The following is a 26,453-nucleotide window of genomic DNA, read 5'->3' as shown; positions in this document are numbered from 1 at the left end:
GAAACGCCGGCCTTGCGCCGGCGTTTTGCTTTTTAAAGAAACCGGTTTTTAACGCGCCCGGATAAAACTGCCGTCAGGCTGGCGAGTAAACAGCACCTGCTGACCATTGCCGGTATCAATCGTTAATCCTGTCACCACACCGCTGGCATTCTGGCGAATCTGCACCATCTGCCCGTTCTGCAGGTTACTGAGCGGCTTACCCGCGCCTTCCACTTGCGCCATGGCATAGACGTCGGTCGGCGGCAGGTTGTGGTCGCGGAACAGCTGCGCCAGGGTTTTGCCCGGCTCCACGCGATAGGAACGCCACTGCTGTTCAATACCGGTGGGTTGTTGTGCCGGTGGCGCAGACGGGGTGGCGGCCTGCTCCTGCGGCTGTTCATCCTGAATGGGCTCCGGCTCAACCGGCGCGACCTGACCCGGATCGTTCGACGGGGTGACGAGTTGCGTCTGGATGGGTTGTGCGTCAGGCTGCGGTCGCGTTTGCGACTGAATGTCCAACTGAGCGTTGCGGGTGACGGGCGCGGTATCGACATCATCGCCACCGGAAGGAAGCAGGAAGCCCACGATCACCATCAACGCGCCAATGATGATCCCTCTGCGATGCAGAGGCGGCAGCGGATCCATGATGCGAAAATTGTCCGGCGCCTGCCAGATTTTCGCCAGGGTAGGTTTCAGTTCAAATCGCCCGGGCATGGCACTCCTCCTGCTCCGCGTCTTTTTTATCCTGTGCTCCGAAGTATAGTTTGCTAACTGCCTGAACGACGTAGCAAACCCGACATCCGTGACATCAGTTCGGGATTAATCCTGGTTCTCTCTATTGTTTCTGTTTCGTCGCGGTTTGTCACCTTAACTTCAGACAAAGTTTTACCCATAAGGGCATGGCTGATATGCTGCCCGCTACTTTAAATGTGATGGAAGGAAAACCCATGACCACCCCGACTTTTGACACTATCGAAGCGCAGGCAAGTTACGGTATCGGCTTGCAGGTAGGACAGCAACTGAGCGAATCCGGCCTGGAAGGTCTGTTACCAGAAGCGCTGGTGGCGGGTATTGCTGACGCGCTGGAAGGCAAACAGCCTGCCGTTCCGGTCGATGTCGTACACCGTGCGCTGCGTGAAATCCACGAACGTGCTGACGCCGTGCGTCGTGCGCGCTTTGAAGAGATGGCAGCCGAAGGTGTGAAATATCTCGAAGAGAACCGTGAGCGTGAAGGCGTGAACAGCACCGAGTCCGGTCTGCAGTTCCGCGTGATCAATCAGGGCGACGGCGCAATCCCGGCGCGTACCGACCACGTTCGCGTCCACTACACCGGTAAACTGATCGACGGTACCGTCTTCGACAGCTCCGTCGCGCGCGGCGAACCGGCTGAGTTCCCGGTGAACGGCGTTATCGCGGGCTGGATCGAAGCGCTGACCCTGATGCCAGTCGGTTCCAAATGGGAACTGACTATCCCGCATAACCTGGCTTACGGTGAACGTGGCGCTGGCGCGTCCATTCCGCCATTCAGCACCCTGGTATTTGAAGTCGAGCTGCTGGAAATTCTGTAATCGACTTTTCTTATTTCCTCTCCCCGGTTGGGGAGGGGAAAATAGTGTTAAAACCTATAGTTACGACGTAATCAATATTTTATCTTGCAAACGAAACTGTTGCGTGTATTTTTGTGAGCTGTTTCGCGCTGTATGAGTGATATGACACTCACTTTCAACATATTGTTAACATAATATCTAAATCATAGTGTTCATCCCGCCGATTCTTACCTAATATCGATTAGCCCTTACACGGGGAACGTCATCTTTTGACGTATTTAAAGGCCAGAAGAGCCTTAACAACACAGACAGGCATAAACAGGAAAATATCACATGGTAGATCAGGTCAAAGTCGTCGCCGACGAAGAGGCGTCGTCTGAACAGTCGCTACGGCGCAATCTCACAAACCGTCATATTCAGCTTATTGCCATTGGGGGTGCCATCGGTACCGGGCTGTTTATGGGGTCAGGCAAAACCATCAGTCTCGCCGGACCGTCAATCATATTTGTGTATATGATTATCGGTTTTATGCTGTTCTTCGTGATGCGTGCAATGGGTGAATTGCTGCTCTCGAACCTCGAATACAAATCCTTCAGCGACTTTGCTTCTGACCTGCTCGGGCCGTGGGCAGGCTATTTCACGGGCTGGACCTACTGGTTCTGCTGGGTGGTGACCGGTATGGCGGATGTCGTGGCGATCACGGCTTACGCGCAGTTCTGGTTCCCGGGACTGTCGGACTGGGTGGCCTCGCTGGCGGTCATTGTGCTGCTGCTGAGCCTCAACCTGGCCACCGTTAAAATGTTCGGTGAGATGGAGTTCTGGTTCGCGATGATTAAGATCGTGGCGATTGTCGGACTCATCGTGGTGGGTCTGGTTATGGTGCTGACGCACTTCCAGTCCCCAACCGGTGTTCAGGCATCGTTCACCCATCTGTGGAATGACGGGGGCTGGTTCCCGAAAGGCATCAGTGGCTTCTTTGCGGGCTTCCAGATCGCGGTGTTCGCCTTTGTGGGGATTGAGCTTGTCGGTACGACCGCTGCGGAAACCAAAGATCCGGAGAAATCACTGCCGCGCGCAATCAACTCCATTCCGGTGCGTATCATCATGTTCTATGTCTTCGCGCTGATCATCATTATGTCTGTGACGCCGTGGAGTTCAGTGGTGCCAAGCAAGAGCCCGTTCGTTGAGCTGTTCGTGCTGGTGGGTCTGCCTGCTGCCGCGAGCCTGATTAACTTCGTGGTGCTGACTTCTGCGGCCTCGTCGGCCAACAGCGGCGTGTTCTCTACCAGCCGTATGCTGTTTGGTCTGGCGCAGGAAGGCGTGGCGCCGAGCGCGTTTGCTAAGCTGTCTAAACGTGCCGTACCGGCGAAAGGGCTGACCTTCTCCTGCATGTGCCTGCTGGGCGGCGTGGTAATGCTCTATGTGAACCCAAGCGTGATTGGCGCGTTTACCATGATCACCACGGTCTCTGCGATTCTGTTCATGTTCGTCTGGACCATCATCCTGTGTTCATATCTGGTGTACCGCAAGCAGCGTCCACACCTGCATGAAAAATCGATCTACAAAATGCCGCTGGGCAAGCTGATGTGCTGGGTGTGCATGGCGTTCTTCGTGTTCGTACTGGTTCTGCTGACGCTGGAAGATGACACCCGTCAGGCACTGATCGTCACGCCGCTGTGGTTTATCGCGCTGGGGCTGGGCTGGATGTTTATCGGTAAGAAACGGATGGCAGGCATGCGGTAAAAGCAAAACGGCAACTTCGGTTGCCGTTTTTAGTCTTTGCACCCTTCCCCGTGGGAGAGGGCCGGGGTGAGGGCATCACGCTGCACCGGGCTTTTTATTCCCCCGCTAATGCCCGCGGGAACAGAACGTTATTCTCCAGACTGATGTGCTCCATCAGGTCATCGATCATCTCGTTAATGCCGTTATACATCGCTTTCCATGTGGTGCACGCTTCCGGTGGCGGGGTGACGTTGTGGGTGGTGTGCTTGATCACCTCCAGCAGTTCGCCCGCCTCATCATGTTCGCTTTCCATTACGCTGATGGGCCCCATCGCCTGACTGCCCATTCCCTGTTTTATCATCGGGAAGAGGATCTGCTCCTCTTTCATCATGTGGCTGGAGAGCTCTTCGTGCAGCAGGGTCAGGTATTTCGCCAGGCCGCGGGGTACGGAAGGTTTGTCGGCATGAACGCGTTCCACTTTGGTCGCCTGCAGGATCAGTTCCGGCAGTTGTTCGCGATGACGGTCATGGTAACGTTTGATGATATGGTCAATGATTTCCGCAAGCGGGGCGGCGCGCCAGTCCTTGTCGACAGGCTGCTCGGCCAGCTGTGTCAGCTCTGCTTCAATTACCTCAACGTCCAGCGCCTTGCGCGAAGCCGCACGCGCCAGGGTTTGTTTACCACCGCAGCAGTAATCCATATCGTATTTACGGAACAGCGCAGAAGCGCGAGGAATGGAGAGCGCCAGCTCGCCAAGGGGTTGGTCGCGTAAGGCCATAGCAGTTACCTCGTCATCAATAATATAAATTGCATATTAAATGCATCTTTATGGTGATGCTATAACCCTTAGGAGGGAAGGGTGAAAATGCGATGCAGATCACAAAAAAATAGCTCTTTTAACTCCCTGAATGGGCTCGGGAAAATCCTTTAGAAACTTTTTAAAAGTGGAGAAACAGTAAACAACCCGCCGCGCCTGCCGATAGATCCACGTCAGACAAACCTGCATATAACAAAGGCAACGCATGTTTAAACGTATAAAAGTCATTACCCTTCTCATTTCGGTGCTGCTTGTGCTCGGCATCATGCAAGTGATTTCCGCCGGTATCTTTATCAACGCGCTGAATAACGATAAAGACAACTTCACCGTGTCGCAGCTTTCCAGCAAAAATGTGGCGGAGTTTACCGACGCGTGGATCAGCCTGAACCAGGCGCGCGTCACCCTGAACCGCGGGATGCTGCGCCTGCAAAGCAGCATGGCCTCGCAGATTAACGGCGGCCAGTTAAATGAGCTGGTGAACACGGCGAAAAACCTGCTGGCGGAAGCGCAGGTCCATTACGATAAATATTATGCCTTGCCGAATACCCCGGGGCTGGATGAAAACCTGGCGAACCGGCTTGAAGAGCAGTACCGCATATACTCCGCGACGCTGACGCAAATGAACGTTCTGCTGAGCCAGGGCAATCTGGAAGATATGTTTAAGCAGAATGCGGAGCAAAAACAAAACGCGATGCAGACGGTTTATCGTGAATGGCGTGAAGCGCAGGCTGCGCTGACAGATAAAGGCATTCAGGATAATGAAAGTGATTACAAGCGCATCCTGTGGATCCTCTCTGCGGTGATGTTGCTGGTGATTGTGGTGATTATTTCCAGCTGGATAGCCATGCGCCGCGTGCTGCTGCTGCCGCTGGAAGAGGTCATCAACCATATCCGTGCCATTGCGGCAGGGGATTTGACCCAGCCGATTCAGGCAGACGGTAACAATGAAATGGCGATCCTGGCGCGCAACGTGCAGGAGATGCAAACCTCGCTGGCGAACACCGTGGGCGTGGTGCGAGAAGGGGCCGATACCATTTACACTGGTGCCGGTGAAATTTCTGCCGGCAGTAACGATCTCTCTTCCCGTACCGAACAGCAGGCTGCTTCCCTGGAAGAGACGGCAGCCAGCATGGAACAGCTGACGGCAACCGTGAAGCAGAACGCCGATAACGCGCGTCAGGCTTCCCGTCTGGCGCTGGATGCCTCTTCAACGGCGAAGAAGGGCGGAAACGTGGTCGAAGGCGTTGTGCGTACAATGGAAGAGATCGCCACCAGCTCCACTAAAATCGCGCAAATTACCAACGTGATCGACGGTATTGCCTTCCAGACTAATATCCTGGCGCTTAACGCGGCGGTGGAAGCGGCGCGAGCAGGTGAGCAGGGGCGTGGCTTTGCGGTGGTGGCCGGTGAAGTGCGTACCCTGGCTCAGCGCAGCGCCCAGGCGGCGAAAGAGATCAAAGCGCTGATCGATGATTCCGGCGAGCGGGTAAACGCCGGCTCGCAGCTGGTTAATGAAGCCGGAGCCACGATGGCTGAGATCGTTAATGCGGTTACCCGCGTGACCGACATCATGGGTGAAATTGCCTCGGCTTCTGACGAGCAGAGCCGCGGTATCGACCAGGTGGGCCAGGCGGTAGCCGAGATGGACCGCGTGACCCAGCAGAACGCCTCGCTGGTGGAAGAGTCTGCGGCCGCGGCTGCCGCGCTGGAAGACCAGGCTGCTCGTCTGAACGATGCGGTGGCGGTGTTTAAAATCATCCGCAACCAGGCGGTCAAAACGGCACCGGTAAAAACCTACGTGCCTAAAGCGCAGCCCGTCGCGGCTGCGTCTGAAGCGAACTGGGAAACGTTTTAATATCATGCCGGGTAAGGCGTAGCCGCCACCCGGCAAAAATCACATCTCCGACGCCGGAACGACCCTCGGTTTTTCCGGCTTTGCTTTAACGGCCATCACCACCCCTACTACCAGCAACGCGATCCCGCAGGCCGTTAACAGCGGCGGCACGCTCTGGCGCATCAGGAAGGTATACAGCAGCCCGGCCAGGGTTTCGAAGACGATCAGCGGACCTAAGATCACCGTCGGCAGCTTCTGGCTGGCAATGTTCCAGCACAGCGCGCCCACCCAGGAGCAGAGGACGGCAATGGCGATCATCAGCCCGACAAAGACCCACGGTCGCGGTCCGAAGGGCTGGGGGAAGTCCGGCTGTTGATGGCTTAACCAGATACACGCCCCAACATATCCCGCCAGTGAGACCGGCAGCGTCACCAGCGCCTGCGCCGTTGCCCACATCATTGGATGTTTATCCGGGTTCTCCCGCAGCCAGCGCGCATTGCGCAGGGCATACCAGGCCCAGCATGCGACAGAAATAAACGCTAGGCCGATCCCCGAGCCGTAACGCCAGAGGCTGAAGTCCACCCGCCCATGACGCAGTTCGGCAATATTGACGCATACCAGACCCACGGCGGTGCAGATCAGCGCTGGCGCCATTTTTGACCACGCCAGTTTGCCATCTCGCTGGCTGTAGAGCAGGTTCGCAAAGACGGGGATGACGACCGGCAGCGTGCCGATAATCATGGTCGACACCGGCGCGCCGGTACGCTGGATGGCGCTGGCGAGGCACACGTAATAGATAAGATTACCCATCATGGTCAGCGCCAGCGCGGTGCCCCAGTCCTGACGGCTAAGCTGACGCAAGCGCGCGCGTCCCAGCCACGCCAGGGGGAGGGCAATCAGCCCCAGCGCCAGATAACGTCCTGTCGACTGCAGCAGTGCCGGGTATTCGGGCACGATCAGCGGACCGACAAAAATCAGCCCCCACATCATCCCGGCCAGCAGGGCATACAACACACCACTAATCATTTTTCCATCCACATTGATTCACGTTGCGATCAGTGTAGGCGGGGCAAAGGGGGCCGTATTGTATGAGATTGCGCATTAGCGCCGGGCGACCTGCTTCTGATAGCGCACGGGGGTAATACCGTAGCGGCGGGTAAACGCGCGGGTTAAATGCGACTGGTCGGTCAGCCCGGTTGCGGCGGCGACTTCTGCTGCGGGCATGCCGTGCGTGAGGAACGCCTTGGCGCGCCACAGGCGGATGGCCATCAGCATCTGATGCGGCGTCACATGAAAATGGGCTTTGAACTGGCGCTGGAAATGGTACGGGCTCAGCGAGACCACGCTGGCCAGCTCGTCCAGCGTCAGGGCGTGCATATAGTTATCGTGCAGATACTCACGCACCCGTTCGAACCGGTGTGCCCCTTCGTGAATAACCGGCGCGTGGTGGGCTAACGGCTGGAAGGTCTCAATCAGATCCAGCAGCAGCCCTTTTTGCGCCAGCGGGTCGTCCGTGTGCCACAAACCATAAATGAGTCTGCCGATTTGCTGCGAGCGCAGCGGGTCATAACGGGTCACATCGCTAAACCACCAGTGCCGGAGGCCGGTAACCTCTTCCAGCAGATCGGGTTCGATGTACACCATCCGGTAGCGCCAGCCGTCTTCGGTGGCGGATTCACCTGTATGGATCTCGTCCGGGTTCATGGTCACAACGGATTTTTCAGGGGCGAGATGCTGGGTGCCGCGATAGCGAAAACGCTCGGCACCGGTTTCAATGGTGCCGATTCCGAAGGCTTCGTGAGTGTGAGGCTCAAAGGCATAGCGGGAAATATGCGCGTGATAGAGTTCGATGCCCGGCACCTGTGCCAGATGGCGAAAGCGCGCGTGGTCTCTCTCATCAATGAACTGTTCCGGTACGCCTTGCACGGGGAGCCTCCTCATGGGTCATCTCTCCATTATCAAAGATGACCCGAGGGGATGCCACAAAAAATAACCAGTTCTTAACAATTACAGGATGGCTTTGACGCTCTCCGCCAGCGGCGTGGTCGGGCGGCCGATCAGTTTGCTCAGGGTACGGCTGTCGTCGTACAGGCCGCCTTTCGACGCGCCCACATCGGAGTCCGCCAGCATATCCGCCAGCCCTGCCGGCAGACCAACCCCCTTCAGCGCGGCGGCAAAATCCGCCTCACTGAGGTTCTGATAGGTGACCGGCTTCCCGCTCTGTTTGCTGAGTTCAGCCGCCAGTTCGCTCAGCGTCCAGCCGTGGTCGCCTGCCAGTTCGTAGACCTTGCCCGCATGACCCTCTTCAGCAATCACTTTGGCCGCCGCTGCGGCATAGTCTGCGCGGGTGGCAGAGGCAATCTTGCCGTCACCGGCTGCACCAATAAAGACGCCATGCTCCAGCGCAGGCGGCGCGCTTGCCAGATAGTTTTCGGTATACCAGCCGTTGCGCAGCAGGGCATAAGGAATGCCGGACGCCGCCAGCGCGTTTTCCGTGGCAACGTGCTCAATGTGCAGACCCAGCGGAGAGGTATCCGCATGCAGCAGGCTGGTGTAGGCGATAAATTTCACGCCAGCGGCTTTGGCGGCGTTAATCACGTTCTGGTGCTGTGTCGCGCGCTGGCCGACTTCGCTGGACGAGATCAGCAGCAGCTTATCCACGCCATTCAGCGCAGCGGTGAAGGCGGCTTCGTTGGTGTAGTCAGCCTGACGCACCACAATCCCCTGCTGGCTCAAGGCTTGCGCTTTCGCCGGGTTACGTACGATGGCTACAATCTGGCCGGCCGGGACGGTTTTTAGCAGCTGTTCGATAACAAGATGGCCAAGCTGGCCGGTAGCGCCGGTAATCGCGATCATGATGAATCTCCTTCGTGTTTGTCTGGTGTTGTGGCACACTAGCACCATAGCTAACTTTTAGTAAGTACGTACAAAAAGGTAAGTATGAAAACAACGATCCCGACGCTCAGCGAACAAATGCGCGATGGCAATCTTTTCGCGGAACAGTGTCCTTCGCGGGAGGTACTCAAACACGTGACCAGCCGCTGGGGGGTACTGATTCTGCTGGCCCTGCGTGAGGGAACGCACCGCTTTAGCGATCTGCGCCGTAAAATGGGCGGCGTAAGTGAAAAGATGCTGTCCCAGTCACTCCAGGCGCTGGAGATGGACGGGTTTGTCGATCGCGTGTCGTATCCGGTTGTGCCGCCGCACGTAGAGTATAGCCTGACGCCGCTTGGCGTAGAGGTGAGCGAGAAAGTCGCCGCGCTGGCGGACTGGATCGAGGTGAATACGCCGAAGGTGATGGCGAATCGGGACGAGCGGGCGGCGTAAAAGGCAGGAATGTGCGGCCTGATGCCCTCACCCTGACCCTCTCCCACAGGGAGAGGGAAGTTTTTCTTTTACTTGCTCAGGTCAAGCTGATAAATGGCGAACCCAATATCATCTGTCGCCACCTGTTTCATCGGATACTGCGCCTTATCCTTAATAAACGCGGCTGCCTTATCGGACGGTGAGGTTTCAACGCGGATGTCCAGCGGCGTCGCGCTGTGGATCGGCGCCAGACGCCAGTTGTTATCCACCGCCGGGTGAATTTCTCCACGCTTTTTCGACTCCGCGCCGATCCAGGCGGCCAGCACCGCGCGGTTTTCGTCCGGCGAGGCAAAGGCGATGTGGCTGTCCCCCGTACCGGCAAATTTGCCGCCGTAGGCGCGATAGTTATTGGTCACCACCAGGAAGGTGGCTTTGGGATCAATCGCTTTGCCGTTGAAGGTCAGGTTTTTGATGCGCTCTGCCTGCGGGTTAATCGTCTGACACTCGCCGTCATACTTCGCCGGTTGGGTCACGTCAATCTGGTAATTCACACCGTCGATCACGTCGAAGTTGTAGGTGCGGAAACCGTCCCAGTTAATCAGCGACTGCGGCTTACTGCTGTGCGGATCAATCTGGTTAAACTGCCCGGCGGAGCACTCCAGCCACTCTTTTACCTCCTGACCGGTCGCTTTTACTACCACCAGGGTGTTCGGGTAGAGATAGAGATCGGCGGCGTTACGGAAGGTCAACTGGCCCTTTTCAACCTCCACATAGCTTGCCGGATCGTTCTTACGCCCGCCCACTTTGAACGGTGCCGCGGCGGAGAGGACCGGCAGTTTTGCCAGATCCGGATCGCCCTGAATAAAGTGTTCGGCATAGGCTTTCTGAGCCATGTTGACCACCTGGACGGTCGGGTCATCCTGCACCAGCGCCAGGAAGCTGTACATATTGTCGGCGGATCTGCCGATCGGTTTGCTGACGAATTCACGGGTGGCGTCGTGATCGTGCTTCAGCACGTCGACCAGCTTTTTATCTTCCGCCGCCAGTGACTTTTTCGCTGCCGCGTCGTAAATCGGGCGCGCTTCAGCTTTTGACTGCGTGACCTTCCAGCTGCCGCCGTCGTTATTCAGCACCAGATCCACCACGCCGAGATGGTCGCCCCACATGCCTGGCATCACCGATGGCACACCGTTGAGCGTCCCTTTCTCGATGTCCGCTCCTTTGATGCTGGCAAAATCGTTGCCCGGGAAGACCGCGTGAGCGTGGCCGAAGAGGATCGCGTCGACGCCCGGAACTTCACTCAGATAGTACACGGAGTTTTCTGCCATGGCCTGGTACGGATCGGCCGAGAGGCCGGAATGGGCGACCACGACAACCAAATCCGCCCCTTTCTCGCGCATCTCCGGCACGTATTTACGCGCGGTCTCGGTAATGTCGTTAACGGTGACTTTGCCGCTGAGATTCGCCTTATCCCACGTCATGATTTGCGGCGGCACAAAACCGATGTAGCCGATTTTAAGCGTCTGCTTGTTACCGTCCTGGTCGACCACCTCTGTCTCTTTAATCAGGTAAGGGGTAAAGAGCGGCTTTTGGGTCTTAACGTCGATGATATTGGCGTTAACGTACGGGAATTTGGCCCCTGCCAGCGCATCATGCAGATATTTCAGGCCGTAGTTGAATTCGTGGTTGCCGAGGTTGCCGACGGTGTAGTCCAGCGTGTTCATCGCTTTATACACAGGGTGGATCTCGCCTTTTTTCAGTCCCTTCGCCGCCATGTAATCGCCGAGCGGGCTGCCCTGAATGAGATCGCCGTTATCGACCAGCACGCTGTTTTTCACTTCACCGCGCGCGGCGTTGATCAAACTTGCCGTACGTACCAGACCGAATTTTTCCGTCGGGGTATCTTTGTAGTAATCGAAGTCCATCATGTTGCTGTGCAGGTCGGTTGTTTCCAGAATACGCAGATCAACCGTCGCCGCCTGCACGCTCGCTGCAATCAGCGTCGCCAGGAGCGTTGCGCTAAACTTAATCATCAGAGGAGTCCTTTTTTCGATCCAGGCCACAAAAGAGTATGTATCTATAACGTGTTGCTTACAGAAATGTGAATCCTGACAGAAAAAAGTAACCTGAAACCGGAATTGCTTCACAGATAGCGGAATTGTTCACATTACGATATAACTAAAACAAAGAGTTAACCTCACTGCGTTAACAAAGAGGTGGAAAATGCTAGATAAGATTTGTCAGCTCGCACGGGATGCGGGGGAAGCCATCATGCAGGTGTATGACGGTAGTAAACCCATGGAGGTTGTCAGCAAAGCAGATGATTCTCCGGTCACGGCAGCGGATATCGCGGCGCATAAGGTGATCCTGCAGGGTTTACAGGCCTTAACGCCGGACATCCCTGTGCTCTCTGAAGAAGCGCCGCAAAGCTGGGAAGAGCGTCAGCACTGGCAGCGTTACTGGCTGGTAGACCCGCTGGACGGGACGAAAGAGTTCATCAAGCGCAACGGTGAGTTCACCGTCAACATTGCCCTGATTGAGAAAGGCAAAGCGGTGCTGGGCGTGGTCTACGCGCCGGTGTTGAAAGTGATGTACAGCGCCGCAGACGGGAAGGCCTGGAAGGAAGAGTGCGGCGTACGTAAGCAGATCCAGGTGCGCGATGCGCGTCCACCGCTGGTGGTGATTAGCCGCTCGCACAGCGACAGCGAGCTGCAGGAGTATCTGCAACAGCTGGGTGAACACCAGACCACCTCGATTGGCTCATCGCTGAAATTCTGCCTGGTGGCGGAGGGGCATGCGCAGCTGTACCCACGCTTTGGGCCAACCAACATCTGGGATACCGCGGCCGGGCATGCCGTGGCCGCGGCTGCCGGGGCGCATGTTCATGACTGGCAGGGCAAACCGCTGGACTATACCCCACGCGAATCGTTCCTCAACCCCGGCTTCCGCGTCTCTATTTATTGAGTCAGCAGCTTATGCAGCAGGTCGACAACCTGCTGCACCTCTTCCTGGGTCAATGCCCCGTCTTTTACCCACTCTACGCGGCCCTCTTTATCCAGCACGATAATCGCAGAGCTCTCTTCCTCAAGCTGCCATGCCTTACGCGTCACGCCGTTGCTGTCGACGATAAACTGCGACCACGGGTAGAGCTTTTTATTACTCTCAAGGCTTGAGCGCACAAACATCCCGGAGCCTGGAATGGCGTCATCGGTATTCACAATGGTGGTGGTCTGGTAGCGGTCATGAGGGAATTTTGCGGCTTTGATCGCTTCCACGAGGTTGGCATTTTTCTCTTTTGCAGATGTACGACCGGCAATATGTTGTACAACTCTCACTTTGCCCGCGAGCTGCGCGCTATTCCAGGGTTTATAGCTAAACTTATCATTGTCGAGAATCAATTCTCCCCGGTCAGCAATGCCGACTGGCGGTACACGTTGTCCTTTTTCAATGTTGTGAGCGCAAGCCCACAGAGGCAGCAGCAGGCAAGCTGCGGCAAGGATAGTACGTAGGGTCATGGCGTTTCCTTATTGTTTGCAGGTGATCCGACCACTTGGTCATGCGCTTTTAATGATAAGTGCGATCAATGTGGTTTTCCCGCAATCGCGATGCCAGTTTGCGGGTCAACGCACATATCCACGAAAAAACGACGGCTTATACTGCCCTCAGTGGCGGTTTGCAAAGATTATTCTGAATAATTGTAATCAAACGGTAAATAAACTTATGCACACTGGGTAACAACGTAGTTCTGGTCTATAGTCATTGGGCATTAAAATTTGCGCTCAGGACAGTCGGGCCGATTGTGGCACCGCAAGAGCGTATGATTCGCAGGAGATACAAGAATGAAAATTTTCCAACGCTACAACCCGCTTCAGGTGGCGAAGTACGTGAAGATCCTGTTCCGTGGACGGTTGTATATCAAGGATGTTGGCGCTTTTGAGTTTGATAAGGGCAAGATCCTTATCCCAAAAGTGAAGGACAAACAGCACCTGTCTGTGATGTCCGAAGTCAACCGTCAGGTTATGCGTCTGCAAACTGAGATGGCTTAACCAACGTGCTATGCAGTAGTTAAACAAACGGCTCCCGATGGGAGCCGTTGATGTTTCTGGGGCAGGAACCTTACGCCGACACCTTCTCTTCCGCATCTGGCAACTTCGGTACCAGCACGGTCGGTTTGTTATCGATACGCGTCACCAGCAGCTGGTCGATGCGGTAGTTATCAATATCCACCACCTCAAACTTGTAGCCGGAGAACTTCACCGAGTCGGTACGTTTTGGGATTTTACGCAGCATAAACATCATAAAGCCGCCGATGGTCTCGTAATTTCCGGACTGCGGGAACTCGTCGATATCCAGCACGCGCATCACGTCTTCAATCGGTGTGCCGCCATCAATCAGCCATGAGTTATCGTCACGCTGAACAATCTGCTCTTCCAGCCCCTGGCCAACCAGGTCGCCCATCAGGGTGGTCATGACGTCGTTGAGGGTAATGATACCCACCACCAGAGCGTATTCATTCATGATCACCGCGAAGTCTTCCCCGGCGGTTTTAAAGCTTTCCAGCGCTTCTGAAAGCGTCAGGGTGTCCGGCACAATCAGGGTATTGCGGATCTGCACGCCGCTGTTGAGCGCCAGGCTCTGGTTCGCCAGCACGCGGTTCAGCAGATCTTTCGAGTCGACGTAACCGATGATGTGGTCGATGTCTTCATTACAGACCAGGAACTTAGAGTGCGGATGCTGCGCCACTTTGTTCTTCAGGCTCTGCTCATCTTCATGTAAATCGAACCAGATAATGCTTTCACGGCCCGTCATGGAAGAGGGAACGGTACGGGATTCCAGTTCGAATACGTTCTCAATCAGCTCGTGTTCCTGCTTACGCAGCACCCCGGCCAGCGCACCGGCTTCCACGACCGCATAAATATCGTCAGAGGTGATGTCGTCTTTACGTACCATTGGCAGTTTAAAGATGCGGAAAATCACGTTCGCCAGGCCGTTGAAGAACCACACCAGCGGACGAAACACGTACAGACAGAAGCGCATCGGGTTGATGATACGCAAAGCTACAGCTTCTGGCGCAATCATACCGATGCGTTTCGGGGTCAGGTCAGCGAAGAGGATGAACAGCCCGGTCACCAGCGAGAAGGAGAGAATAAAGCTCAGCTGCTCGGCCAGTTCGGCAGACATGTACTGCACAAAGAGGCTATAAAATGCCGGGGAAAACGCCGCATCGCCCACAATACCGCCCAGGATGGCGACCGCGTTCAGGCCAATTTGCACCACGGTGAAGAACGTACCGGGGTTCTCCTGCATTTTGAGAATGCGGGAGGCGTTGATATTGCCTTCGTCAGCAAGCAGCTTCAGTTTGATTTTACGGGACGCGGCCAGCGAGATCTCCGATATCGAGAAAAATGCACTGACGGCAATAAGACAAAGTATTACTAAAATACTGTTTAACATAGTTTATCCGGCTTCTCGCCAGATCCTCAGAAGGGGAGTTGATACCATTTGTGTGGAAACACATTGAACGTCAGCTCGTAGCGTTGAGCCGATTATTTCAGCGGGTAGTATAGCGTAAAGAGATGTAAATCTGCCAGAGGTCACATTTTGGCGCTTGAGTACCGCTTGATGTTGTGTTTGGAAAGTTATGATAACTATTCTCATTTAAAAAGAGTTTTCATGCAATCTTTACCGGATCTTTATCCAATCTTTATACAGCGAAATGTTCGTTTCTTAGACAGAACCGCTTACTCTGAATGCTTTTTTATGTGGCAACGTCGATTAACTGGGAAACTTCTCGGAGCAGTCTACGGACTCATGACAAAACTGTTGCTCAGTATCGCGCCATAAAGCTCAATTAGGTCTTTATAAGTCTCTTCCAGCTAATGGCGAATACGAAAAATGTTCCTAAAGGCCAGGGATGGGTAAGCAATAGATCGTTAATGTCGATCACTAAGATCAACCGCGTGAAATCAGGGTTGCATGTGCCAGCCAGCGTATAGGTTGCTCGATCAATCTCAATAACTGTTTGTACTGGCACAAGGTAGCGAAAGCAATCGTTTTTAATGGCAATTAGATGATATGTAAATACATTCTGTTTTATGTATTTGTGGCAAAAGCATGAGGTTAATAGTTCAATCTCTGTACAAAACCGTAATGTTCATGTGAGAATTAGAGTCTAAAAAAACAACACGAGAACAGGACGTTATGACCAAAAAGATTCATTTTTATGCACCTGGTACAAACGATTACATCAGCCCAACTTTACTTTTCTCAGTTGCCCGGATGACGGTAAATGATGACGGGATTCAGTGGTTAGAGACTCAGTGGGTTGGCGGTGGCAATTTTCAGGGGATGGCTCTTTACACTTCGATTCTTGATGCGGCAATTGCTGCTGAAGTACTGAATCAGGCAGAAACCCTGTCGGAATGGAAGGTTTACCCATTCTCTGATCTGAACATTACAGAAATGATGATTAACACGAAAGCCCATAAATCACATTACGACATGATGCTTGTGTTTGGGTTCTCAATCGACGATTTCAGAAACCTTATACTGCAATCTGATCTATACCGAACTCTGCAATTCCCTGAATCATTCCCAATCGGTGACGGCTTAGATCCCATCACAAACAAGGTAATCCTGAAATTCGATGAATCTCTGTTCGAGGGGATGAATGGTTACTGGCATGAAGAGTTTACCAGCTACTGTGAATCAATGGAGATCCTGAACTCTCAACCTCTCAACTTCATAAAAGAACATGCCCAGAATGCTGTATCAACGGCACTTGTCACCGCAACACCGATGATCAGCCCGGCAACGCAATACTGTGTATCCACCTATTCCATCGAAAAGCAAATGTGGATCGTATCTTCTCTGGCAGTGAATGGTTCTAAACCTGCTAACAAACTTCATTAAGGATGATTCTATGGCTACTGGTCATTTTCTGAGGATTGGCGACAAAACAACGTGCGGCGGTAGTATTCTTTCAGGTTCCCCAAATCACAGCTTTGAAGGGATTGCGACCGCGAGAAATGGCGATTCTGTCTCTTGTGGTAAAGATGGCAAGGCATACCATATCGCAGGTGGTATCCCCACTTACTCGATTCATGGAGTTGCCGCAGCAGGTACTTTGCATAGCCGCAGTACATGCCCCTGTAACGCAAGTTTCATTTCGTCATTCCCAAATGCTTCCTATTGGGTCGAGGAGAAGAAAGCTGTTAAGGCTGTCCCTGTAGTTACTGCCGCCCCTTTAGCTGCTCCTGTACCAACAAAAGCGGAAGAACCCGTACAGCACGCCCAGACAGCTAAAAAACCACATAAGGAAGAAACTAAACGTGAACCAGTAGATGCTGGCTTCTGTGTACTTCCTTACGGTGCTGAAACTGGTGCTTATGAGCGATACTTATTCGAAGGTAGTTCACCAGCAGGAACAAAGGAGCTTTACCGTTCACTAAATGGGGAAGGTAAGGAATATAAAGCAGGTTCTATTATGCTTCTTGTTGATCCTGAAAAGCAGGATGATGAACAGATAGCACATATGCAGTCTGCTAAACAGCGTATTGATACAGCATTAGAACCGCTTACACATCAAGAAGCTAACTTCTTACACAATCACTATGGCACAATTGCTAACTTTAGTAATATAGCTGATAAAGGCATAGGCCTTGCTGCCGATCCTGTCGGAAAGTACTTCGAGAATATAGAAAAGATCCTGAAAGAAATTCAGGAGACATATAAGAATACATACATGACAAGAGGGGCTTTGATTGGTGAACAGTTCTATGTAAGACGTGCACAATTGTTTAAAGAACTTGAAAGAGAATTAAAAGTAGGCTTCCTAAACAAGGCTATGAAATTTGGCGAGTACACCAAAATAAAAAATGCTCTTGGCTTGTCAACAAGTTCAATTACTCATAAATGGAATGAGACAGGAATAAGTGATATTGAAGGTTATGCTACGCATATAGAACGAGCAGCAAAATATGTAGCAGCTATGCGATATGTTGGCTATGTAGGGATCGGCTTTAGTGCCCTGCATTCAATCAATGAAATAAATGAGGCTTGTTCTGTTGGTCGTGAAGACGAATGTACTAAAAAGAAATATACTGAAATAGGGAGTTTTGCCGGTAGCACTGGTGGCGGTATTCTTGCAGGCGGTATGGCTGTTCCACTTTGTATAGCCATTGGCGTTGGTACTGCTGGTACAGGTGGGTTAGTTTGTGCTGTTATCGCTGGAGGGACTTTAGGTTATGTTGGTGGGGAAGCTGGCGGCTGGGGGGGGAGAAAAGGTAGGAAACACCCTTTATAATGTTATAGAAGGTTCAAAATGAATTCATTGGATCTGATCATAATATGTTTGGCTGCAATATTTGTAGCTTCACTGATATTTTATCTTATCTATGGGAAGTTTACAGAACTCAAATTCGATCTTATTGCAGCTAAGTTTAAACAGCAATTTGGATATACACCATTCTCCATGACTGTTGGTAAAGGTGGTGGCGTTTTCTTCTGGGGATATAAAGAATCTTATCTTATGAGTGCTCTTATATTTCCTAAATTTCCAGCGACAAAAAAGACACTGACAGAAGAAGAAATTTTATTCTTTAAAAATCTAAAAACCAGTGAAATATCTTGGTTTTATATCAAGTATATTGCATTGGTTATCGGATTGTTAAGTTTCATCTGTCTGTTGATTGTGCTTAAACTAAAACCAGATTAATGTACTGTCAGATAGAGCCTAGCCCTTTGTAGTATAACTGATAACTGGCTGATTTATCATGTAAAAACATACGCTTTTTAGTTTTCTGAGAACAGCCGCGAAAGCGGCTTTTCTTGTATGTGAATACGAAAATCCGCTTAGGTACTGGCCTTAAGAACACAAAATAATCAAATCCCTGGCATCCCGATTTTTGACAGAAAATCTAAAGGGATCGTTTACTGAGGTATAAGTACAGTCAGTTTTTTCCGCCTGATTTAAAATCTCGTTCGCCTAATCAGGTTCAGCCTCGTCGACAAAATGCCGTGTACTCAGATCTCAGTGCCGAACTTTTCATTAACTCGGTATCGCCTAAAATCTGAACGATTGAAAATCTCTTTTGGGTAGAGCGTAAAGAGATGTAAATCTGCCAGAGGTCACATTTTTGGCATAAAACAGACCGGACAGCGGGCGCTGTCCGGTACATCGCGTTATTTCACGGTAGACAGGCGGACATTGCCCACCGCCCGACGTGTCGCATCACCGCCCCAGACCTGATCATACTCATAGCCGGTGGGCTGTTTGATCACCACGCGCGTCCTGGCGTCGCAGTCGCGGTAATCTCCGCCGAGCTTACGGCGCGCAATCTCTTTGAGGAGCAGCTTATGCGTCTCGCGGGTGAGCTTAAACATGTAGGTAGTGAAGAAGCTGACCGCCAGCAGGGCTGACGTCGCGAAAATCATCAGACCCATTATCGCCCCCAGCGCGCTTTCAGGCTGCACGCCGCTGCCTTTCACAAAACCGGCCTCCTGCAGCACCAGGCCAATAATCATGATGGCCATCGCCACGGTGCTCTTGCGGGTCAGAACCATGACGCCGGCAAAAATGCCTTCACGGCGCTGCTGCGTCACTATCTCGTCGATATCCGGAATGAAGCTGTAGATGTTCCACGGTATGTAATAGAGGCCTGAGCGGGCGGCTCCGAGCAGGATAAAGACCGCCGAGAACAGCAGCGTCGGCACCTGGGTTTTGGTCAGGTAGATCGCAAACAGGAAAGCCAGCACCAGGAAAATGCAGCTGTAGGAGAGGCGCAACGCGGCGGAAGGGGTGATATTCAGCCTGTTCAGCAGCAACATAAATCCATACGTGCCGGGTACCGAGGCGAATGCCGCAATGCTCAGCCAGCCTGACACCGCCGCCGCATCCTGGCTCAGGCAATAAACGACATAATAGGTAAAGACCGACCCGAATACGTCCATCGCCGTAAAGGAAAAGATATAAATAATAATGTGCAGGCGAAACGCGCGGATTCGGAAAGAGGAAAAGAGATCCAGTACCAGATATTTCAGGTGATTGAGTATCCCGCTGCTGCGATGATTCTCCACTTTAAACGTGGATTCCTGTTGCACATCCTTCGCTTCCCAGGTGATGTACCAGGTAATAAATACCGCGATGCAGAATACACAGGAGAAGATCAGCCCGGTGAGGGTATAGGTAAACGGATTATCTTTCCCTGTGAACTGCATAATCACGCCGGGAACGGAAACCGCAAGAAAACCACCCAGCTGGGAGCAGATCATGCGTACGCCGGAGAGGCGGCTACGCTCCTCATACCGGTTTGTCATCTCTGCCGCCAGGGTTTCCCAGGGCACCAGCACCATCGCCGACAGCAGCTCAATCGAAAGATATGTGCCCAGGTAATACCAGTAACCCATGTCCGTTAACCACAGCAGAGCATATAAAAACATTAACGGTGAACTGAGTAATAAAAAGAAGCGACGACGACCAAATTTACGCCCGAGCCAGGTGTCGCCGAAATTATCGGTGATATACCCCATAATCGGACTTAATAACGCATCGATAACGCGGGCAATTGCGAATATAGACCCCGCTTCAATCACCGAGAGGCCGCAATAGGTGGTGTAAAAAAATAACAGCCAGGTGCCGATAATGGCGAAAGCGCCGCCGCCAAACAGATCGGTTATGCCGTAGCCGAGCGCCACGCCATAACCCACTCTACGTTCAGTTGGTTTGACCATAATAATATCCAGTGTAGGGTAACTATAAACCCATATTTGGGTCGTTTTTTATTTACTGCTGGAATACAAATTACGTTCTAGTTATTGATATCTATCCATTGCCTTAATTGAGATGAGCGGTAAATAGCCTCCACAAGAGTGAGTGATTTTCCGGCTTCACGGATGTCGGTGTAGTCCGCATAGCCCGGGTGGGTAATCGCATGATAAAAACGGCGGATCGCCTGCTGATGCCCGAGCCCCCAGTAACTTTTGACCGAGCCATCCGGGGAGTCGTCGCTCGCGAGGGTAACACGCTCCCCCGACGTCACGCGCCAGAGCGTGTTGTCGTTCAGCAGCAGCGAGCCCCGCTCACAGTGGATCTCCATCAGGAGCGGGGAATCGGTGGTATTGCAGTTGCTGGCGTAAAACAGGCCGCGCGCGCCGTTGGCAAAGTGCAGGGTGGCCATCGCGCTGTCTTCGCCTTCGGTTACCGCCGCCAGCTCACCGCTATCCACCACGCCTTTCACACGCGTTACCCCGCCGGCGAACCACTGCATCAGGTCGAGGGTATGAATGGCCTGGTTGATCAGCAGGCTGCCACCTTCCGTTGCCAGCCGCCCGCGCCAGGGACTTTCGGTGTAATACGTCCCCGAGCGTGACCATGTCAGCACCGCTTTGATGCTGAGCATTTTCCCCAGTTCGCTATCGTCCAGCGCCTGGCGAATGCGCAGGCTGGTGGGATTGTAGCGGTTCTGATAACACACGCCGAGCAGACCCGATGCCTGTTCAGCGGCGCGGGTGATATCCACCAGTTCACTGCGGTTCATGCCCACCGGTTTTTCGCAGAACACATGCTTCCCGGCGGCGAGCGCCGCCAGGATCATGGGCTTATGCTCGACATGCGGCGTGCAGATATGCACCACGTCGATGGCGTCATCCAGCAGCATTTCCCGGTAATCCTGATAAAAGCGGCACTGATAGCCCATTGCCAGCTTCAGCCCTTTCACGCTTTCGGTATCGACCAGCGCGCGCAGCGCGACGCCGGGGATCTGGCGCAATGCATTGATATGGCAACCGTGGATCGCCCCGGCACCGATCACCGCCGTGTTCAGGATCGTCATCGTCGCCCCCCGTTATTCCGTCGCGTTGGCCAGCATCTGTGCCTTCACGCAAAGCTCCGCTGCCTTGAAGGCGTGGGCCTGGGTCATGGCGTTTTCAGTACGATGCAAACAGTCGAGGATCAGTTCGCCAAAGAACGGGAAGCCGACCTGGCCGGCGACCGGATAGCGGAACTCTCCCTCTTTATTGACGAGGTACACCACGTCCTGCTCGCCGCGGGTGAGATCGACATATTTGCGGATCTCGATATACCCGTCGGTGCCGAGCAGCGTCAGGCGGCCATCGCCCCACGTAGAAAGCCCGTCAGGGGTAAACCAGTCGCAGCGGAAATAGCCGCTGGCGCCGTTTTCCCCTTTCAACATGGCATCACCAAAATCTTCGAAGGCGGGATACTGTGGGTGTTTGACGTTGCGGACCTGGCTTGCCACCACGGAGGCGTCGCGGTTGCCGGTGTAAAAAAGGAACTGTTCAATCTGATGGCTGCCGATATCGCACAGAATCCCGCCGAAATAACGACGATCGTAGAACCAGTCCGGGCGCCCGGTGCCTTCCCGGTGCGGGCCTGTCCCCAGCGTTTGTACGACGCGGCCAATGGCCCCTTGTTGCACCAGCTGTCCGGCAAAGACCGCGCTCTCCACATGCAGGCGTTCGCTGTAATACACCGCGTATTTGCGGCCCGTTTTTTCCACCATGGCTTTGGCGTCTTCCAGTTGCTCAAGGGTGGTGAGTGGCGCTTTATCCGTGAAGTAGTCCTTGCCGGCGGCCATCGTTTTCAGCCCCAGCGCGCAGCGCTCGGAGGGAATGGCGGCGCCTGCCACCAGGCGTACCTCATCGTCGGCGAGGATCTGCTCCAGCGACGCGGCGACGCGTGCCTGCGGATACTGCTGGATGAATTTATCCACTTTTGCCGGGTCAGGATCGTACACCCACTTCAGCGTGGCCCCGGCTTCAATCAGCCCGTTACTCATGCCGTAGATATGGCCGTGGTCGAGCGCGGCGGCGGCAAAGACAAATTCGCCTTCCTTCACCACCGGCTGTGGTTTACCGACCGGCGCGTAGTTCATTCCGTCATTTTTGTTCATGGTTAGAGTCCTCGATCCAGATCTTTGCCCAGAGGGATGGCGCCGACTTCACTGAAGTTGGCGACGTTTGCGGATTTTTCATAAAAACGGGGGGCGAGGCTGTTCGTCCCACCTGTGCGGTAAAACGGGTCGTCGCGCTGAATCGGCAGCGAGACCACGCTGCGGGTAATGGCGGATTTATAAATCGCGGTAATCAGCTCCAGAGAGCGTTTGCCCTGCAGACCATCGACTAACGGCGCCGTGCCGTGCCCGATGGCGTCAAGCAGATCGTTAATCTGCCCGGTGTGCAGCGTCCAGTCGAGCTTCGGCGTCTCCTGAAACACGGCGTCGAGCTGCGCTTCTCGCTGCTGGTCGTGGGTTTCCTGCGGGAAACCGTTGTCCGCACTGACGCTGGCAAAGGCCTGCCATGGCGCGGAGATGCGCGCCTTTTCACCCTGGATAATGATTTTCTGATCTTCCCCGTGGTGCACGACGGAGGCGGTCAGCTGGGTGAGCGCGCCGCTGGGGTATTTAAATATCGCGGCGCTGAGGTCCTCCACTTCGGCATTGTCGTGCGCCACGTTGGTCATCATCGCCACCACCTCGGACGGGAAGCCCAGCATCCACTGAATGGCGTCGATGTGGTGAACCGCGTGGTTAAGGGTGCAGCCGCCCCCCTCTTTTTCCCAGGTGCCGCGCCACCACAGGTCGTAGTAGCAGTGTCCGCGCCACCAGAACGAATCCACCTGGGCATGACAGATCTTGCCGGCAAGACCGGAATCCAGCGCCGCTTTCAGACGCCAGAAGGCGTCGGTAAAGCGATTCTGGGCAATAATGGAGAGGATTTTGCCACTGGCCTTTTGTGCGGCGATCATCGCGTCGCACTCCTCCAGCGAGGCGGCCATCGGTTTTTCGCACAGCACATGGCAACCGGCATTGAGGGCATCAATGCTGATCTCTGCATGGACGTAGGGCGGGGTGCAGACATCCACGATGTCGATCTCCGGCTCTGACGCCAGCATCTGCTGGTGGCTTTCATACACGCGGGCGTCCGTCAGGCCGTAGCGCGTTTTTTTCTCGTGCGCTTTTTCCGGGTAGATATCCACCAGCGCGACGATCCGACAGCGCTGGCCAAACTGCAAATAGCCCTGAATATGGTTATGCGAGATATTCCCTGTTCCCACGATAGCGACATTTAACATCGTTTCTTCTCCGGAGTTACCAGGTGCCGGAAGCATCCAGCGTGACGCTGGCTGTCTCTTTAGCCACTGAGGTGCTGATACGTTGCTGCAGCAGGCGCAGATACTGTTTCTCGTTGAGCGGCAGGTCGACCCAGTCGTCGGTCCAGGTGGAAAGGTGCATGGCGTTGGAGAGCGTCAGCCCGCGAATGCCTTCCAGGCCCGGTGCAATAAGCGGCTCGCCGCGCAGGATGGCGGCACAGAAATTGGCGGTAATGACGTGGTGTTCGCTGCACTCCGGGGCGACGGGAAGGGTGACCTCCCAGCATTCGGGTTCGCCAAAGCCGTTTTGCCAGCGGGCGTTGAAGGCGGTTTCGGATTCTCGCAGTCGCCAGTAGCGCAGCTTGCCTTCTTCGACGACTACCTTGCCGCGATCGCCTGTGATTTCCAGCCGGTTGGTCCCCGGCGTTTCCGCGACGGTGGTAATAAACACGCCGGTCGCGCCGTTGGCATACTCGGCATAAGCGGTGACCTCATCTTCCACTTCAATATCGCGATGTTTGCCGAACTGGCAAAACGCGCGCAGACGAACAGGCATGCCGACCAGCCACTGCCAGAGATCGAGCTGATGCGGGTCCTGATTGAGCAGAACGCCGCCGCCTTCGCCTTTCCAGGTGGCGCGCCAGCCGCCGGAGTTGTAGTAGCTCTGCGAGCGATACCAGTTGGTGATGATCCAGTTCGACCGGCGGATCTCACCCAGCTCGCCGCTGTCGATCAGATCCTTCACCTTCTGGTAGAGCGGGTTCGGGCGCTGGTTGTACATGATGCCAAACACCACATCGCACTCCTGAGCGCAGGCGTTCATCTCCTGAACCTGGGCGGTATACACGCCCGCCGGTTTTTCACACAAGGTATGGATGCCGTGGCGCATCGCCAGCATCGACAGGCGTGGATGGTCATAATGGGGCGTCGCGACAATCACCGCGTCGATAAGCCCGCTCTGGAGCATCTCCTGCGCGTCGCTGAAGAGAGGGATGGAGCCGACCAGCTGACGAATGGCCGGATGCTTTTCCGGCGCATTATCGCAAACCGCCGTCAGGCAGGCGTCACTGACCGTACCCGCCAGTAAATAACGCGCGTGGACCGTACCGATATTACCTATTCCAATAATGCCAAAACGTACCTTCTCCATGTCACACCTTAATTTCAGTTGAAATGAGTGATGACCGGAAAATAGGAAAGGGGAGCCACAGCGACAATGTGTTTTTGTGAGAATACTCGCAAGGTGATTAAGTAATCTCCAGGCTTTCTGAAATTTGGTTTTAAAATCAACGTGCTGTTTCTGCAAATATTTGCAAAAACTGATTGAGAGCGAGGTCACACTATGCCGGGCAGATTAAAAATGGAGGAGATCGCGTCCCTGACGGGCTATTCCGTTAGCACGGTTTCGCGGGTATTAAGCGGCAAGTCTTATACCAGCGATAAAGCCAGGGACGCGATCGTTCGCACCGCGCGAGAATTAGGTGTTCTGGAGTCAATGGCGAGCGGACGGCTGTTAATTAACGGCATCGCGGTTTTTGCACCGGAAAGAACCTTTCAGGGACGCGGTGATATTTTTTATCTGGAAGTGACCAAAGGCATTGCCGAAGCCTGCTCGCGACACAATGTGTGGGTCAGTTGTTGCGCATTAGAAGAGCAACACGCGGATGTGAAATTATTTATGGAAAAGGCCAGCCATAAAAATATCAATGCGATAATTATCATCGGCACGGATGATGCCACCATATTTAAACTGGCCAGCACGCTCAATAAACCCTGCGTTTTAATCAACTCTGTCGACCGGGATCGGGTGCTGGATTCCGTGTCACCCGACCATCGGGTGATCGGCTTCACCGCCATACAATATCTCTTTGAGCAGGGGCACCGCCGCGTGCTTACGCTCACCTGTCTGCGACGGGATACGCTGTATGCGCGTCTGGACGGCATTAAAGAGGCATACCGCCATTTTCACGTTGCCTTTGATCCCCAGCGCGATTTGTTAGTCACGGAGTGGTTTACGGCAGACGAGGCCGAGCAGGCGCTCGATGCGTGGCTGTTAAGCCATGACCGATCCCAGTGGCCGGAGGTCATTTTCCCCAACAGCACCAGCATGACCGAAGGGGTGGTCAGGGCGTTAACGCGCCACGGGCTGCGTATCCCGGAAGATATTTCGCTCATTACCACCGATTTTGCCTGGAATCTGGCGCACCGTCTGGAAAGGCCGGTCACGGGCGTCACGGTGCCCTGCCGGGAATTGGGGATTGAGGCTGTGCACCTGCTGCAGACGCGGCTGAACCGACCGCAGGCGCCGGTCTTTAACCTGCTGCTGCAGGGCAAAGTGATGGATTACGGTTCGGTCAGCAATGCTACGCGCCACGCGGCTCGCGTGGCGCTGGATCAGTAATCAGGCCAGCTGTGGCGGCAGGCAGACGCCGATGCCCCCGATACCGCAGTAGCCATAGGGGTTTTTATGCAGATACTGCTGGTGATCGTCCTCGGCATAGTAGAACGGTTTTGCCGTCGCGATTTCCGTGGTCACCTCGCGCGTATCCCCCGCTTCACGCATGGCCTGCTGGAAGCGTTCAAGGCTGGCGCGCGCCGCGGCGTCCTGCTCCGGGGTGAGCGGATAAATGGCCGAGCGGTACTGGGTGCCGTGGTCATTGCCCTGACGCATGCCCTGCGCCGGGTCGTGGTTTTCCCAGAAGACCTGCAGGAGCTGCTCGTAGCTAATCACCGCGGGGTCATACACCACGCGCACCGCTTCCGCATGGCCGGTTTCGCCGGAGCAGACTTCGCGGTAGGTTGGGTTTGGCGTGTAACCGCCCGTATAGCCGGCTGCCGTACTGTAAACGCCAGGCAGTTGCCAGAAGAGGCGTTCAACGCCCCAGAAGCAGCCCATGGCAAACAGGGCGATTTCCATACCTTCAGGAACATTGGTCATGGAATGGCCATTGACGGCGTGTAAGGTCGCCACAGGCATAGGGGTGTTGCGTCCCGGTAATGCATCAGCTTGTGAAACCAGATGCTTTTTGTCGAATAAACTCACGATGGGGCCTCCCGGGGTGCGATGTTTCGGTTAAGGTTGTCACGAAGCGTTTAATTGAACACAATAAATGCGCTGAATGAGTCTAGATTTAATCA

The 26,453-nt window shown here is 54.2% G+C and carries 24 protein-coding genes; 10 read left to right on the top strand and 14 right to left on the bottom strand.

Features of this window, described 5'->3' with window-relative positions; translation table 11 throughout:
- Nucleotides 1-48: 48 nt before the first annotated feature.
- The gene (locus C5687_RS04165) at nucleotides 49-693 is read right to left on the bottom strand and encodes an OapA family protein (RefSeq protein ID WP_095452387.1); all 645 of its coding nucleotides are present in this window, start codon (nucleotides 691-693) and stop codon (nucleotides 49-51) included.
- 233 nt (nucleotides 694-926) lie between these two features.
- Here C5687_RS04165 and fklB point away from each other — a divergent pair, with 233 nt between their 5' ends.
- Nucleotides 927-1,547, top strand: coding sequence for a BamJ family beta-barrel-assembly machinery protein (gene fklB / locus C5687_RS04160; protein ID WP_008502892.1), 621 nt, complete (start codon nucleotides 927-929; stop codon nucleotides 1,545-1,547).
- 312 nt (nucleotides 1,548-1,859) lie between these two features.
- Complete coding sequence (gene cycA / locus C5687_RS04155; RefSeq protein WP_008502891.1) at nucleotides 1,860-3,269, top strand: D-serine/D-alanine/glycine transporter; 1,410 nt, start codon at nucleotides 1,860-1,862, stop codon at nucleotides 3,267-3,269.
- 94 nt (nucleotides 3,270-3,363) lie between these two features.
- Here the strand turns inward: cycA and ytfE are convergent, their stop codons facing one another.
- Complete coding sequence (ytfE, locus tag C5687_RS04150; protein ID WP_104556470.1) at nucleotides 3,364-4,026, bottom strand: iron-sulfur cluster repair protein YtfE; 663 nt, start codon at nucleotides 4,024-4,026, stop codon at nucleotides 3,364-3,366.
- A gap of 244 nt (nucleotides 4,027-4,270) precedes the next feature.
- Between ytfE and C5687_RS04145 the strand changes: the two genes are divergently transcribed.
- On the top strand, nucleotides 4,271-5,920 hold the full coding sequence (locus C5687_RS04145) for a methyl-accepting chemotaxis protein (protein WP_104556469.1): 1,650 nt from the start codon (nucleotides 4,271-4,273) through the stop codon (nucleotides 5,918-5,920).
- Nucleotides 5,921-5,959: 39 nt separating this feature from the next.
- On the opposite strand, the gene C5687_RS04140 is transcribed toward C5687_RS04145, so the two are convergent.
- The 3 genes from C5687_RS04140 to C5687_RS04130 form a co-directional block, all read right to left on the bottom strand.
- A complete protein-coding gene (locus tag C5687_RS04140; protein WP_104556468.1) occupies nucleotides 5,960-6,925 on the bottom strand; it encodes a DMT family transporter in 966 nt (321 codons plus the stop codon).
- A 75-nt stretch (nucleotides 6,926-7,000) separates the two neighbouring features.
- Entirely contained in the window at nucleotides 7,001-7,825 is an 825-nt protein-coding gene (locus tag C5687_RS04135; RefSeq protein WP_025758291.1) for an AraC family transcriptional regulator, read from the bottom strand.
- A gap of 81 nt (nucleotides 7,826-7,906) precedes the next feature.
- Complete coding sequence (locus C5687_RS04130; protein WP_104556467.1) at nucleotides 7,907-8,755, bottom strand: SDR family oxidoreductase; 849 nt, start codon at nucleotides 8,753-8,755, stop codon at nucleotides 7,907-7,909.
- Between the two features lie 84 nt (nucleotides 8,756-8,839).
- Between C5687_RS04130 and C5687_RS04125 the strand changes: the two genes are divergently transcribed.
- Complete coding sequence (locus C5687_RS04125) at nucleotides 8,840-9,226, top strand: winged helix-turn-helix transcriptional regulator (protein WP_025758293.1); 387 nt, start codon at nucleotides 8,840-8,842, stop codon at nucleotides 9,224-9,226.
- 68 nt (nucleotides 9,227-9,294) lie between these two features.
- Here the strand turns inward: C5687_RS04125 and C5687_RS04120 are convergent, their stop codons facing one another.
- Nucleotides 9,295-11,238, bottom strand: coding sequence for a bifunctional 2',3'-cyclic-nucleotide 2'-phosphodiesterase/3'-nucleotidase (locus C5687_RS04120; RefSeq protein ID WP_104556466.1), 1,944 nt, complete (start codon nucleotides 11,236-11,238; stop codon nucleotides 9,295-9,297).
- 190 nt (nucleotides 11,239-11,428) lie between these two features.
- Between C5687_RS04120 and cysQ the strand changes: the two genes are divergently transcribed.
- Nucleotides 11,429-12,169, top strand: a complete 741-nt coding sequence (cysQ, locus tag C5687_RS04115) for a 3'(2'),5'-bisphosphate nucleotidase CysQ (RefSeq protein ID WP_025758296.1) — start codon at nucleotides 11,429-11,431, stop codon at nucleotides 12,167-12,169.
- On the opposite strand, the gene C5687_RS04110 is transcribed toward cysQ, so the two are convergent.
- Nucleotides 12,163-12,720, bottom strand: a complete 558-nt coding sequence (locus tag C5687_RS04110) for a YtfJ family protein (protein WP_047957610.1) — start codon at nucleotides 12,718-12,720, stop codon at nucleotides 12,163-12,165. The genes cysQ and C5687_RS04110 overlap by 7 nt on opposite strands.
- Before the next feature lie 324 nt (nucleotides 12,721-13,044).
- On the opposite strand from C5687_RS04110, the gene C5687_RS04105 reads away from it, so the two are divergent.
- Nucleotides 13,045-13,251, top strand: coding sequence for a DUF1107 domain-containing protein (locus C5687_RS04105; RefSeq protein WP_003856054.1), 207 nt, complete (start codon nucleotides 13,045-13,047; stop codon nucleotides 13,249-13,251).
- A 70-nt stretch (nucleotides 13,252-13,321) separates the two neighbouring features.
- Here C5687_RS04105 and paeA read toward each other — a convergent pair whose 3' ends face one another.
- Entirely contained in the window at nucleotides 13,322-14,659 is a 1,338-nt protein-coding gene (gene paeA / locus C5687_RS04100; RefSeq protein WP_025758299.1) for a polyamine export protein PaeA, read from the bottom strand.
- 747 nt (nucleotides 14,660-15,406) lie between these two features.
- Here paeA and C5687_RS04095 point away from each other — a divergent pair.
- From C5687_RS04095 to C5687_RS24995, 3 genes are read left to right on the top strand one after another with little or no spacing between them, the layout of a single operon-like run.
- Nucleotides 15,407-16,117, top strand: a complete 711-nt coding sequence (locus tag C5687_RS04095; protein ID WP_104556465.1) for a hypothetical protein — start codon at nucleotides 15,407-15,409, stop codon at nucleotides 16,115-16,117.
- Between the two features lie 10 nt (nucleotides 16,118-16,127).
- Nucleotides 16,128-17,510: a PAAR domain-containing protein gene (locus C5687_RS04090; protein ID WP_104556464.1), complete on the top strand. Its 1,383-nt coding sequence runs from the start codon at nucleotides 16,128-16,130 to the stop codon at nucleotides 17,508-17,510.
- Between the two features lie 18 nt (nucleotides 17,511-17,528).
- Nucleotides 17,529-17,921 carry a hypothetical protein gene (locus C5687_RS24995; RefSeq protein ID WP_238380446.1) on the top strand — a complete coding sequence of 131 codons (393 nt, stop codon included), beginning with the start codon at nucleotides 17,529-17,531 and terminating at the stop codon, nucleotides 17,919-17,921.
- Nucleotides 17,922-18,388: 467 nt separating this feature from the next.
- On the opposite strand, the gene C5687_RS04075 is transcribed toward C5687_RS24995, so the two are convergent.
- The 5 genes from C5687_RS04075 to C5687_RS04055 all read right to left on the bottom strand — a co-directional run bounded on the left by C5687_RS04075 (nucleotide 18,389) and on the right by C5687_RS04055 (nucleotide 24,465).
- Complete coding sequence (locus C5687_RS04075) at nucleotides 18,389-19,936, bottom strand: MFS transporter (protein WP_104556463.1); 1,548 nt, start codon at nucleotides 19,934-19,936, stop codon at nucleotides 18,389-18,391.
- Between the two features lie 77 nt (nucleotides 19,937-20,013).
- Nucleotides 20,014-21,036 carry a Gfo/Idh/MocA family protein gene (locus C5687_RS04070; RefSeq protein WP_104556462.1) on the bottom strand — a complete coding sequence of 341 codons (1,023 nt, stop codon included), beginning with the start codon at nucleotides 21,034-21,036 and terminating at the stop codon, nucleotides 20,014-20,016.
- 12 nt (nucleotides 21,037-21,048) lie between these two features.
- Complete coding sequence (locus tag C5687_RS04065) at nucleotides 21,049-22,116, bottom strand: Gfo/Idh/MocA family protein (protein WP_104556461.1); 1,068 nt, start codon at nucleotides 22,114-22,116, stop codon at nucleotides 21,049-21,051.
- A gap of 2 nt (nucleotides 22,117-22,118) precedes the next feature.
- Nucleotides 22,119-23,297: a Gfo/Idh/MocA family protein gene (locus tag C5687_RS04060; RefSeq protein WP_104556460.1), complete on the bottom strand. Its 1,179-nt coding sequence runs from the start codon at nucleotides 23,295-23,297 to the stop codon at nucleotides 22,119-22,121.
- 16 nt (nucleotides 23,298-23,313) lie between these two features.
- On the bottom strand, nucleotides 23,314-24,465 hold the full coding sequence (locus tag C5687_RS04055) for a Gfo/Idh/MocA family protein (RefSeq protein WP_047957617.1): 1,152 nt from the start codon (nucleotides 24,463-24,465) through the stop codon (nucleotides 23,314-23,316).
- A gap of 192 nt (nucleotides 24,466-24,657) precedes the next feature.
- Here C5687_RS04055 and C5687_RS04050 point away from each other — a divergent pair, with 192 nt between their 5' ends.
- Complete coding sequence (locus C5687_RS04050; protein WP_104556459.1) at nucleotides 24,658-25,716, top strand: LacI family DNA-binding transcriptional regulator; 1,059 nt, start codon at nucleotides 24,658-24,660, stop codon at nucleotides 25,714-25,716.
- Here the strand turns inward: C5687_RS04050 and msrA are convergent, their stop codons facing one another.
- Nucleotides 25,717-26,358 (bottom strand): peptide-methionine (S)-S-oxide reductase MsrA, encoded by a 642-nt coding sequence (gene msrA / locus C5687_RS04045; protein WP_025759060.1) that lies wholly within the window; start codon nucleotides 26,356-26,358, stop codon nucleotides 25,717-25,719. It lies immediately after the preceding gene.
- Nucleotides 26,359-26,453 lie beyond the last annotated feature (95 nt).

The sequence above is a fragment of the Enterobacter sichuanensis genome (assembly GCF_002939185.1).
Lineage (GTDB): Bacteria > Pseudomonadota > Gammaproteobacteria > Enterobacterales > Enterobacteriaceae > Enterobacter > Enterobacter sichuanensis.
The sequence above is the reverse complement of the archived record's forward strand: the minus strand, read 5'-3'. Positions and strand labels throughout refer to the sequence as shown.